This window comes from Sphingomonas aerolata, assembly GCF_023935825.1.
GTDB classification, from domain to species: Bacteria; Pseudomonadota; Alphaproteobacteria; order Sphingomonadales; family Sphingomonadaceae; genus Sphingomonas; species Sphingomonas aerolata.
In genome coordinates, this window is sequence record NZ_CP098762.1 from 2,466,408 (window position 1) to 2,476,834 (window position 10,427).

Annotated in this window: 10 protein-coding genes; 4 read left to right on the forward strand and 6 right to left on the reverse strand. The window is 67.0% G+C overall.

The features are described 5' to 3' along the window. Positions 1–47: 47 nt before the first annotated feature. From NEF64_RS11225 to NEF64_RS11240, 4 genes are read right to left on the reverse strand one after another with little or no spacing between them, the layout of a single operon-like run. On the reverse strand, positions 48–590 hold the full coding sequence (locus NEF64_RS11225) for an ankyrin repeat domain-containing protein (protein WP_320466440.1): 543 nt from the start codon (positions 588–590) through the stop codon (positions 48–50). Next, the gene (locus tag NEF64_RS11230; RefSeq protein WP_056407849.1) at positions 580–1,770 is read right to left on the reverse strand and encodes a glutathionylspermidine synthase family protein; all 1,191 of its coding nucleotides are present in this window, start codon (positions 1,768–1,770) and stop codon (positions 580–582) included. The genes NEF64_RS11225 and NEF64_RS11230 overlap by 11 nt, the downstream gene beginning before the upstream one ends. Continuing rightward, positions 1,770–2,519, reverse strand: coding sequence for a PspA/IM30 family protein (locus tag NEF64_RS11235; RefSeq protein WP_056407847.1), 750 nt, complete (start codon positions 2,517–2,519; stop codon positions 1,770–1,772). Before NEF64_RS11235 ends, NEF64_RS11230 begins: the two co-directional genes overlap by 1 nt. A gap of 27 nt (positions 2,520–2,546) precedes the next feature. Beyond that, positions 2,547–2,981 (reverse strand): YjfI family protein, encoded by a 435-nt coding sequence (locus NEF64_RS11240; protein ID WP_252573744.1) that lies wholly within the window; start codon positions 2,979–2,981, stop codon positions 2,547–2,549. 125 nt (positions 2,982–3,106) lie between these two features. Here NEF64_RS11240 and NEF64_RS11245 point away from each other — a divergent pair, with 125 nt between their 5' ends. Genes NEF64_RS11245 through NEF64_RS11255 form a run of 3 tightly spaced genes read left to right on the forward strand, consistent with a single transcriptional unit; the run spans position 3,107 to position 4,777 of the window. Beyond that, positions 3,107–3,748, forward strand: a complete 642-nt coding sequence (locus NEF64_RS11245; RefSeq protein WP_031393896.1) for a DUF2491 family protein — start codon at positions 3,107–3,109, stop codon at positions 3,746–3,748. Positions 3,749–3,779: 31 nt separating this feature from the next. Further along, a complete protein-coding gene (locus NEF64_RS11250; protein WP_056407845.1) occupies positions 3,780–4,193 on the forward strand; it encodes a DUF350 domain-containing protein in 414 nt (137 codons plus the stop codon). Positions 4,194–4,204: 11 nt separating this feature from the next. Continuing rightward, positions 4,205–4,777 (forward strand): DUF1190 domain-containing protein, encoded by a 573-nt coding sequence (locus NEF64_RS11255; protein ID WP_037529576.1) that lies wholly within the window; start codon positions 4,205–4,207, stop codon positions 4,775–4,777. 36 nt (positions 4,778–4,813) lie between these two features. Here NEF64_RS11255 and NEF64_RS11260 read toward each other — a convergent pair whose 3' ends face one another. Further along, a complete protein-coding gene (locus tag NEF64_RS11260) occupies positions 4,814–6,307 on the reverse strand; it encodes an MFS transporter (protein WP_107045868.1) in 1,494 nt (497 codons plus the stop codon). Further along, positions 6,304–7,341: a LacI family DNA-binding transcriptional regulator gene (locus tag NEF64_RS11265; protein WP_056407841.1), complete on the reverse strand. Its 1,038-nt coding sequence runs from the start codon at positions 7,339–7,341 to the stop codon at positions 6,304–6,306. The genes NEF64_RS11260 and NEF64_RS11265 overlap by 4 nt, the downstream gene beginning before the upstream one ends. Positions 7,342–7,577: 236 nt before the next feature. Here NEF64_RS11265 and NEF64_RS11270 point away from each other — a divergent pair, with 236 nt between their 5' ends. Next, positions 7,578–10,415, forward strand: a complete 2,838-nt coding sequence (locus tag NEF64_RS11270) for a TonB-dependent receptor (protein ID WP_056407839.1) — start codon at positions 7,578–7,580, stop codon at positions 10,413–10,415. The last annotated feature ends 12 nt before the right edge of the window (positions 10,416–10,427 follow it).

The following is a 10,427-nucleotide window of genomic DNA, read 5'->3' on the forward strand; positions in this document are numbered from 1 at the left end:
GGCACCTTCATGACTCTGGATCCTGACTTTCGTCAGGATGACGAGGTTTAGGCCGCGGATCCCAACCCGTGCGAACCCTCAGCAAACCGCGCCGCCAGCGCCGCATTCCCCTGCGACATCGCCAGCGACGCCACGCTGTTCCCCGCCGCATCGACAACCGCCGGATCTGCGCCCTGCTCGATCAGCAGGTCGATGATCGCCCCCTGATTGAACAACGCCGCCATCATCAGCGCGGTCTGCCCGACACCGTTGCGCCGGTTCACGTCCGCCCCCGCCGCGATCAGCATCCGCGCGATCGGCGTATAGCCCTTGAAGCACACCCCCATCAGCGCGGTATTGGCGGTGCTCGCCGGATCGCCATCGACCCGCGCCCCCGCGTCGAGCAGCAGCCGCGTCGTCGATTCCTGCGCATTGTAGCTCGCCAGCACGAGCGGGGTGTACCCCCGCGCATCGGTCACCTCGATATCGACCCCCGCCTGCAGCAGCGCCGGGATCATCTCATCCCGCCCCATCCGCGCGGCATCGAACATCAGCTCGACCAGCCGCTCGATCGGCGGCAACGGGGGCAGCTCGCGTAGGTCAGTCATCATTCGCCTCGATGATATGCGGGACGAAGCGCGCCATGTTGCGCGTCACCACCGTCTCATCCTCCCGAACGCCGATCCCCGCGGCTTCGTTGCCGACGATCCACGCCCCGATCACCGGATGCCGCCCGTCGAACACCGGCGGCGGCGCATAGGCCTGGAGAATCGCCCCTTCGGCACCATAGCCCTGGTCGAGAATGGCGGGCGTGCCGCCCTCCTCCCCGCCGACGATCTCGACATTGGCGCCCTCGCGCGAGAATAATGGCTTGCGGACATGGCGCGGCCCCAGGATCTTCGCCGCCGGATCGCCGTCGAAGAACGCCGGCAACAGGTTCGGATGCCCGGGATGCCGCTCCCACAGCAGCGGCAGGATGCCCTTGTTCGACAGGACCGATTTCCACGCCGGCTCGATCCAGCGCACGTCCGCGCGTGACAGGTTCGGCGCATAGGGTTCGCGCAGCATGAACTCCCACGGATAGAGCTTAAACGCCGCCTGCACTTCGAAGCCCTCGGGGTCGACGAACCGGCCATCGGCGGCGAGCCCGATATCCTTCATCTCGACGAATTTGGGCTCGATCCCGACCTGACTCGCCAGATCCTCGAAGAACCGCACCGTCTGGCGGTCCTCGATCGCGGTCGCGTCCGCTGCGAAATGGACGAAACCCCCACTCGGGAACAGCGCGCGGAACCGTTCGCGCAGCTTGTCGAACAGGCTGTTGAACTGGTCGGTCCCCGCCGGCATCGCCCCGCTCGCGAGCAGGTCCTCCAGCCACATCCACTGGAACGTCGCGCATTCGAACACCGAGGTCGGCGTGTCGGCATTATATTCGTAGAGCTTGGCCGGCCCCGTCCCGTCATAGTTGAAGTCGAACCGGCCATAGAGCGACGGCTGGCGCGTCCGCCACGTCTCCGCGACGTAATTCCACTGCTCGCGCGGGATGGCGAGCCGCTCCATCAGCTGCTGGTCGCGCACCACCTCGTCGACCAGGTCGAGGCACATCGCGTGCATCTGTTCGGCGGCGGGTTCGAGATCCTCCTCGATCTCCGCCAGCGTGAAGGCATAGGCGGCACTCTCGTCCCAATAGGGCTCGATCGCGTCGCCCACCGCCGTGCCGTGATAGACGAACCCGATCGCGTCGGCCCGTTCGCGCCAGTCGCCGCGCGGGTCGACCGCGATCCGGCGCATCAGTTGTCCTGCGTCTTGCTGTCGTCGCGCTGCTCGATCCGCAGCGTCTGCCCGAGCTGGTCGGTCTTGGGCGCGGTCAGCCGGGCGAGCACGTCGTCCGCGGACGACTGACCCGGCAGGATCCCCGCCTGGCGCAGCTTCTCGTCGAGATCCGCACCGGTGCGCCGGTCCTCGAGCTCGCCGGCCGCCTTGATCCGCTCGCCGCGGATCGCCTGCCGCTCGCGGATCCGCGCAAGGCTGTCCGCCGCGGAGCCCAGCTTGTTGCCCGCGCCGATGCTGCCCGATGCGACCGTCGCCTGCGCCTTCTGCACCGACTCGTTGACCTTGACGACCTCGACCTCGCGGCGGAGCTGTTCGATCTTGCGGTCGGTCTGCGCGACCGCGGTGTGGATCTGCTCCTCGGCGGCGCGCATGTCCTCGACCTGCGGGCTCTTCAGCGCGATGTCCTGTTCGAGATCGGCGATCCGCTGCGCGACCTGCCGTGCAAGGTCCATATTGCCCTTCTCGACCGCGATCCGCGCCGAGGCCTCGTATTTCGCGGCCTGCGCGCGGAAGCTCTCGACCTCGGTTTCGAGGATGCGACGGCGGGCGACCAGCCCGGCCAGGTCGTCGCGCGCTTTCCCTTGCGCCTTGTCCGCGTCGCGGATCTCCTGGTCGAGGATTCGCAGGGCGTTCGCGTCGACGACCGCCGCGCCGGCTTCATGCGCGCTCGCCCGGCCGAGGGTGAAAATCTTGCTCCAGATGGCCATGCCAGTCTCTCCGTATGATGCTTTGGGTCAGGCGGCGGGGATCTGCGCGTTGCGCAGGTCGGTGGCCGCATCGATCGCGTTCTCGGCCAGCGTGCGCAGCTCGATCACTATCGTGTCGAGCCGGCTCGACGTCGCGAGTTCGCCGAACAGTTCATAATAATCGCGCCCTTCGACGCTGCCGATCCCGAAGTTCGACAGTGGCACCAGCTTCTGCGTCTTCAGCAGGAACGCGTTGAACGCCGCCTGGTCCTCCTGCTCGTCGCACGGCCAGAGCAGGGTCGAGGCCGAGATCTGCGCCTCGCTCACATTGACGAACAGTTCGAGGTCGCCATGCTCGTGCATCGTGACGAGCAGGATCGGATCCGCCCCCTCGACGATACGGACTCTCAACTCCCCCGTTTTCGCAGGCTCGGACGTATCGAGCGCGGCCTTCAGGCTGCGGACGGTCCAGATGTCGGTCAATGCAAGAACTCCCGTGCTTGTCGCGTGCCCGCACACATAGGCGTCGGCGAAGGGCGCGCCAATGGCGCTTTGCGAGCATCGCCGCTTTCGCCTATGCACAGGCCGAACCATAACGTGAGGATTGCATGTTCGATCGCCTGTTCGGCCGCAAGCAACCGCTTGAAGGCACCGGACTTCCCGTCATCCGCAACGTCACGCTCGGCCGCACGGTGACCGTCGACCCGCTCGCCTGGCGCCGGTTCGGATCGGAGCTGCTGTTCCCGTTCGACCGCGACACGCTGGTGATCGTCGCGCAGGGTCTGGTCGACCTCAACGAGGGCGGGTTCGTCCACCGTTTCTACACCGATGACGACATCATGTTCCAGGCGGTCTCGAACGACCGCGCGGGGCAGGACGTGACCGACGTCACGATCTTCGCACCCTGGGACAGCGCCTACCCCTCCTCCGCCGCCGAGCGCCCCGCCTGGAAGTCCCGGCTCAAGGCGCGCAGCTTCACCGCGGAGGGCCTCCCCGATTATAACCGCGTCTGGTTCGGTCCCGAGGCGAGCGAACAGGAACCGGTGACCTTCTGGGAGGACCTCCACGACGACCGCGACGGCATCGTCGACCGCCGCATCTTCCAGACCTGCATGCTGTTCGGCCGCGACCTGCCGGGCGACGACGGCCGCGAACTGCTGCTCGCGATCGACCAGGAGAATGAGGCGGGCGAGGTCTCGTTCGAGATCATGCTCGGCGTCGCACTGGAACTCGGCGAGTTCCGCGCCTAGCATCGTCGCATCAGCGTTCCGGGGGATTCAGATGATCGACTATTACAGCTTCGGCGCCAGCGCGGCGGCCTTCCTGATCGCGTTCGTTGCGGCCGGGCTTTTCACCATCGCGTTCAAGATCATCTTCCAGGTGACCACGCCCTATAACGAGAAGGCGTTGATCCGCGACGGCAATACCGCCGCGGCGATCACGCTGGGCGCGGCCTTGCTCGGCTATGTCCTCCCGCTCGCCTCCGCGCTGACGCACACCGTCACGCTGGTCGAGTTCGCGGTGTGGGCGGTGCTCGCGGGCGTGATCCAGATCGTCGCCGCACTCGTCGTCCGCCGCCTCGTGATGCGCGACATTCACGACCGGATCGTGCGGGGCGACATCGCCGCCGCCACCTATATGGGCAGCATCTCGCTCTGCGTCGGCATCCTCAATGCCGCCTGCATGACGAACTGAGAGGCAAAGACATGAAGCGTTCCAGCTCGATCGTCCTCACCGGCCTGATCGCGGGCTCGGGCATCTCGCTGACCGCCTGCGACGGCGATGTCGGCGGCAAGCCCGTCGACGCGCAGAGCTATGCCTCGGTCGCCGAATGCCGCTCGGCGGGGGCGATCCCCGCCGCGCAGTGCGACACCGCCTATGAACAGGCCAAGACCGACGCCGCCAAGACCGCACCACGGTTCGAGGACAAGCAGACCTGCGAGGAGCAGTTCGGCGCCGCGCAGTGCGAACCGCGCAACAATGGCAGCGGCGGCAGCTTCTTCACGCCGTTGCTGACCGGGTTCATCATCGGCCAGGCGCTCAACGGCGGCTATGGCTATCGTGGCGCGCCGATGTACCGCGACCGTCAGGGCAATTATTATGGCGGCGCCGGCGGCCGCATCAGCCGCGACTACGTCACCGGCCGCACCCGCGTCGGCTCGGACGCCTTCACCCCCACCACGGCGCGCGCGCCCGCGCGGGTCCAGACCCGCAGCTCGGTGATCTCGCGCGGCGGGTTCGGCGGCGGCTTTGGCGGCCGCGGCGGTTTCGGCGGCTGACCCCTGATCCTCCCCCGCCAGGGGGAGGACAGGATCTCAGGCGTCCCGCGGCACGCGCAGCATCGCCAGCGCCGCGACGCCCATCACCCCCGCCGCGATCAGCATCGCCCAGACCGGGTCGCCCGGAAACACCGTCCGCATCACCTGCCCCATCACCGACGACACGATCAGCTGCGGCAGCACGATGAAGATGTTGAACAGCCCCATGTACACGCCCAGCTTGGCCTGCGGCAGCGCGTTGGACAGCATCGCATAGGGCATCGTCAGGATCGACGACCAGGCGATCCCGATCAGCACCATCGACCCGATCAGCGCATGGGGATCGCGCAGCACCAGGAACGATCCGAACCCCGCCGCGCCGCTCAGCAGCCCCAGGATATGCGCATTACGCCGCCCGATCCGGCCCGCGAGCCACGGCATCACGAATGCCCACACCGTCGCCACGCCGTTATACACCGCGAACAGCACCCCGACCCAGTTCGCGCCGTCATTATACGCCGCGCTCGCCGTGTCGGTCGTCCCGAACGCGCGCTGCGTGACGATCGGCGTGGTGTAGATCCACATGATGAACAGCGCCGACCAGGTGAAGAACTGGACGAGCGCAAGCCGCTTCATCGTCTGCGGCATGGTCGCAAGATCGCCGACGATGTGGCTGAGAACATTGGACTCGCGACCCGACCGGACCAGCGCGGCGCTGACCAGCAGCGCGACACCGAACGCGATCAGCCCGCCACCCAGCAGATAGACCGGCTTGTCCAGCCCGAACCGCGCCACCGCCGCGATCACGATCGCCCCCAGCGCGATCCACACCGGCGCCAGCCGCGCGCCCGATCCGACCGGTGCCGCTATCGCCGGCCCCGCCTCGACCACGCCGCCGTCCTGCTCGAACGCCGCCATCTCGTCGGGCGAATATTCCTTCGTCGTCAGCACCGTCCACAGCACCGCGCAGAACAACGCCGCCGCACCCAGATAGAACCCATAACGCACCGATGGCGGGATCCCGCCGCCCGCCGCGGTATTGGCGACGTGGAAGACGTCGGTCAGGATCAGCGGCGCCAGGCTGCCGATCACCGCACCCGCGCCGATGAAGCCGGTCTGGAACGCATAGCCCGCGGTCCGCTGCCGGCTGCCCAGCATGTCGCCGACGAACGCACGGAACGGCTCCATCGCGACGTTGAGCGATCCGTCGAGCATCCACAGCAACGCCGCCGCGACCCACAGCACAGGCGCGTTCGGCATCCCCAGCAACGCGATCGTCGCCAGCACCGCACCGCCCAGGAAATAGGGTCGCCGGCGCCCGAGCCGCCCCCAGGTCCGGTCGCTGTAATGCCCGATCACCGGCTGGACGAGCAGCCCGGTCAGCGGCGCGGCGATCCACAGAAAGGCGAGGTCGTCGACACTGGTGCCGAGCGACTGGAAGATCCGGCTGACATTCGCGTTCTGGAGGGCGAAACCGATCTGGATCCCGAAGAACCCGAACGAGATGTTCCACAGACCCCAGAAACCCTGACGCGGCTTCTCGCGCGTCACGCGGCGGCCTCGCCCGACGAACGCCGTACGACCAGTTGAGTCGGCAGCACGATGCTCGTCACCGGGCGGTCGTCGATCCGCGCGAGCAGCATCTCGACCAGCCGCCGGCCGCCGAGCACCGTATCCTGCGCCACCGTCGTCAGCGGCGGGTTGGCGAGGCTGGCGGCGGGGATGTCATCGAAGCCGACGATCGCGACGTCGTCGGGCACGATCCGCCCCGCCCCCGCCAGCACCCGCATCGCCGACAGCGCGATCAGATCGCTCGCCGCGACGATCGCATCGAACGCGACCCCGCGCGCGAGCAACGCCTGAGCGGCGCGCGTGCCGTCCTCCTCGGTCGTGATCGCATCGACCTGCAAGTGCGGATCGGCATGCAGGCCATGTTCCTCGAGCGCCGCGAGATAGCCGCGGTGCCGGTCGTAAAACTCCGGATAATGGTCGGTCGCATCCCCCAGGAACGCAATCCGCCTCCGCCCCTGCGCGATCAGGTGCCGCGTCGCCTCCGCACCGCCCGCGACATTGTCGCAGCCTACGGTGAGCCCGGGCTGGTCGTGCCGCACCGATCCCCAGCGGATGAAGTGCGTCCCCTGCGCCACGAGGTGATCGAGCCGCGCTCGATAATCCGCATAATCGCCATAGCCGAGCAGGATCAGCCCGTCGGCACGGTGGCTGTCCTCGTAATCGGTATGCCAGTCGGACGAGAAATTCTGGAACGAAACGAGCAGGTCATAGCCGTGATCGGCACACGCCCCCATCATCGCGCCCAGCATGCCCAGGAAGAACGGATTGACCTCGGTCTCGTCGGGCGTCGGATCGCGGAACAGCAGCAGCGCGATCGTGCGCGTCTTGCCGCTGCGCAGGTTCGAGGCACTGCGGTCGACTGTGTAGTTGAGCTGCTTGGCGATCGCCTCGATCCGCTGCCGCGTCGCCGGGCTGACCGTCGGGCTGCCGCGCAACGCGCGCGACACGGTCGGCTGCGATACGCCCGCGGCCTGCGCGATGTCGAACGACGTGGATTTGCGCTGGGCACTCAAGACAGGGATCCTCTCGGGGGCGCTCGGACGGCGTCGCCGTCGCAATCATCACTCCAGTTTGCCCGCAAGGTCAACGCATTGGCCCCGGCGATCCGTGGCAAATCGGCAACACGGCCGGAACGGCCGCACTGAATACGTATGTCGATTGATTGGCTTTCGTGAGGCGGAATTCCATTGGAACGCCACACACGGCCCACGGCGCGAAAGATGCAGCGGGGCTTTCAGGGGAGTTGAACATGACGACGTCCAAGCGTTTCCCGGCATCCGCCGCGCATCACCTTTTCACCCTATCGGCCAGCAGTACCGCGCTCGCCGTGGCGCTCTTCGCCGCGTCGGTCGCCGACGCGCAGGTCGCGACCGATCCAGCCCCGGCCTCCGCCGACAACACGGTGTCGAGCGCACCCTCGACGCCCGCCCCGACCGTCGCGACGCAGGACGCCACCGCGCCGAGCAGCGGCCCCGCCGCCGAGTCGAGCGACGACATCGTCGTCACCGGTTTCCGCGCCAGCCTGCGCTCGTCGATCGCGGTCAAGCGCAACCTCGACGTCGTCGCCGAGATCGTCTCGGCCGAGGATATCGGCCGCTTGCCCGACGTCTCGATCGCCGAGTCGCTCGCCCGCCTGCCCGGCGTCACCTCGCAGCGTACCGGCGGCCAGGCGTCGGCGATCAACATCCGCGGCCTCAGCCAGGATCTCGTCTCCGCCACGCTCAACGGCCGCGAACAGGTCGCGACCTCGGGCAACCGCGTCATCGAATTCGACCAGTATCCGTCCGAACTCATCAACCAGGCCGCGGTCTACAAAAGCCCCAAGGCCTCGCAGATCGAGGGCGGCGTCGCCGGCAAGGTCGAGCTCAGCACCGCGCGCCCGCTCAGCATCCCCGGCAAAACGCTCGTCAGCGTCAACGTCCGCGGCGTCTATAACGACCGCGCCGGCCAGAACCCCGACGCCAGCGAATTCGGCTATCGCGGCAGCGCCTCGATCCAGACCAAGCTGCTCGACGACACGCTCGGCCTCGCGGTCGGCTATGCGCGTCTGAAGCAGGCGAACGTCGCGACGCGCTTCGTCGGCTATGATTACACCGCGACCGGCCAGAACGGCAGCCCGGCGATCCGCGACCTTGACGGCAACGGCCGCGCCGACGCGATCGGCTATGGCTTCGAGGCGGTCCAGTCGGGCGGCAACGAGACCCGCGACGGCGTGCTCGGCAGCGTCCAGTATGAGCCGACCGACACGTTCCGCGTCCTGCTCGACGGCTATTATTCGCGCTTCAAGTCGGACGTGTTCCGCCGCGGCATCCGTGTCGAGAACCTGCAGCAGACCAGCAGCAACCTCACCGATCCGACCGTCATCGGCAACACGATCGTCGGCGGCAACGCCTCGGGCATCCGCACCCGCACGATCCAGCAGAACGAGAACCGCCTCGACAAGCTCTACACCTTCGGCGGCAACGTCCAGAAGGATATCGGCCAGCTCACGCTGACCGCCGACGGCTCCTATTCGCGCGCGTCGAGCTTCTTCAACAATTCGGGTCTCGACGACAACGGCAACACGACCGCCACGCCGACGACGCTCAGCTACAAGCTCGATGGTCTGAACGTCGGCTCGTTCTCGACCAACGCCAACTACACCGATCCCGCCGCGAACGCGTTCGAGGGCTTCTACATCGTCCCGCAGAAGGACACCGACCGCCTCTATGCGTTCGCGGGCAGCGCGCTGCTCAAGATCGACGGTCCGTTCCTCAAGTCGTTCGAGGTCGGCGGCCGCTATGGCAACCGCAAGGCAGAGCGGACGATCACCAGCTTCAACGCGTTCAGCTTCGCTGCACCCGTCACGCTGACCGGCTCGAATTCGACGACCGCGGGCTTCAAGGGCAAGTTCTCGTCCTTTCCCGACTTCATCGTCGCCGACATCGGCAGCATCTTCGACTCGCAGCTCGGGCCCGACCGCGTCGTCGACCAGACCCAGGCGTTCACGCAGGACCAGAGCTTCACGATCGACGAGAAGACCTATGCCGGCTACGGCCAGCTCAACTTCGACACGATCGCCGGTTCACTGCCGTTCAAGGGCAATATCGGCCTGCGCGTCGTCCATACCGACCAGAGCTCGTCCTCGACCATCTCGGACGGCGGCACCGGTCGCTACCTCAACACCCGCGGCCGCAAGTTCACTGACTGGCTGCCCCAGGCGAACTTCATCCTCGGCCTGACCGAGAACGACCAGGCCCGCCTGTCGCTCTCGCGCCAGATCTCGCGCCCGCGCTTCTTCGACTTCCGCAACTCGATCAGCACCAACCTGGTCAGCATCGGCGGCACCGCGGCGCGGCTCGACGGGTCGGGCGGCAACCCCGCGCTCCAGCCGTTCCGCGCCAACCAGTTCGACGCAACCTATGAGCATTATTTCGGCAACAGCGGCTCGCTCGTGCTCGGCGCCTTCTACAAGGACGTCCGCAGCTTCGTGATCGGCGGCGTCATCCCGAACTACGACTTCGCCGCCAACGGCATCAGCACCCCGCCGCTTGCCGGGACCGGCTTCACCAGCGTCGTCACGACCGGCAACCTGTTCGCACCGATCAACGGCAATGGCGGCTATGTCTATGGTTTCGAAGGCGCCATCACCAAGACGTTCGACTTCCTCCCGGCGCCGTTCGACGGCCTCGGCGCGGTGCTCAACATCTCGTACAACCAGTCCGACGTCAGCATCACCAACGCGATCAGCGGCAACACGCTCTCGCTGTCGCTGCCCGGCCTGTCGAAGATCGTCTCCAACCCCACGCTCTTCTACGAGAAGAACGGCTTCCAGACGCGCGTCTCGATGCGCTACCGCTCGAAGTTCGTCGCGCCGCAGTTCGGCCTCAGCGAGCAGATCGTGACCAATGCCGCCGAGACCGTGTTCGACGCGCAGATGAGCTATGAATTCCCGCAGGGCAGCCCGCTCGCCGGGATGACGCTGCTCGCGCAGGCGAACAACCTGACCGACCAGCCGACCCGCTCCTATTTCGGCCAGACCGCACAGACGGGCACGCTGCAATATTTCGGGCGCCAGTTCTATCTGGGTGCGAGCTTCCGCTTCTAACGACCTGCAATA

Excerpts from the sequence above, each read along its gene's own strand:
- NEF64_RS11225 (WP_320466440.1), bottom strand. The coding sequence starts at position 590 with ATGATGACTGACCTACGCGAGCTGCCCCCGTTGCCGCCGATCGAGCGG.
- NEF64_RS11230 (WP_056407849.1), bottom strand. The coding sequence starts at position 1,770 with ATGCGCCGGATCGCGGTCGACCCGCGCGGCGACTGGCGCGAACGGGCC.
- NEF64_RS11235 (WP_056407847.1), bottom strand. The coding sequence starts at position 2,519 with ATGGCCATCTGGAGCAAGATTTTCACCCTCGGCCGGGCGAGCGCGCAT.
- NEF64_RS11245 (WP_031393896.1), top strand. The coding sequence starts at position 3,107 with ATGTTCGATCGCCTGTTCGGCCGCAAGCAACCGCTTGAAGGCACCGGA.
- NEF64_RS11250 (WP_056407845.1), top strand. The coding sequence starts at position 3,780 with ATGATCGACTATTACAGCTTCGGCGCCAGCGCGGCGGCCTTCCTGATC.
- NEF64_RS11255 (WP_037529576.1), top strand. The coding sequence starts at position 4,205 with ATGAAGCGTTCCAGCTCGATCGTCCTCACCGGCCTGATCGCGGGCTCG.
- NEF64_RS11270 (WP_056407839.1), top strand. The coding sequence starts at position 7,578 with ATGACGACGTCCAAGCGTTTCCCGGCATCCGCCGCGCATCACCTTTTC.